The organism is Microvirga sp. GCM10011540 (genome assembly GCF_042650665.1).
Taxonomy (GTDB): domain Bacteria; phylum Pseudomonadota; class Alphaproteobacteria; order Rhizobiales; family Beijerinckiaceae; genus Microvirga; species Microvirga lenta.
In genome coordinates, this window is sequence record NZ_JBHSBQ010000049.1 from 1 (window position 1) to 590 (window position 590).

A 590-nucleotide genomic window follows, 5' to 3' on the forward strand; every position below is an offset into this window, starting at 1 on the left:
TCCGACCCGACGGCACTGGCGGCACTGGCGACCCTGATCGTCATGGAGGTGGTGCTCGGTATCGACAACCTCATCTTCATCTCGATCCTGACCAACAAGCTGCCCGAAGCTCAGCGCTCGAAGGCCCGCCGGATCGGCATCGGGCTGGCGCTGTTCCTCCGCCTCGGCCTGCTCGGCACGATCGCCATCATCGTGACCTTGACCGAACCGATCTTCAGCCTGTTCGGACACGCCTTCTCCTGGCGCGACCTGATCCTGATCGGAGGCGGCCTCTTCCTCGTCTGGAAGGCCACGAAGGAGATCCACCACAACGTCGACCCCACCCCGAACGAGGACGTCTTCGACACCGCGAAGGCCACGATGACGTTCGGCTCGGCGATCACCCAGATCCTGCTGCTCGATCTCGTCTTTTCCCTCGACAGCATCATCACGGCCGTCGGCATGACTGACGTGGTGATGATCATGGTCATCGCGGTGGTCGTCGCGGTGACGGTGATGCTGCTCGCCGCCAATCCGCTCGCCAACTTCATCCACCACAACCCCACCGTCGTGATGCTGGCTCTCGGGTTCCTCCTGATGATCGGCATGAC

General features: G+C 62.7%; 1 protein-coding gene. It reads left to right on the forward strand.

Translation table 11 applies throughout. The features are described from left to right. A partial coding sequence (locus ACFOYU_RS15175) for a TerC family protein (RefSeq protein WP_377034234.1) occupies positions 1 to 590 on the forward strand: 590 nt, incomplete at both ends.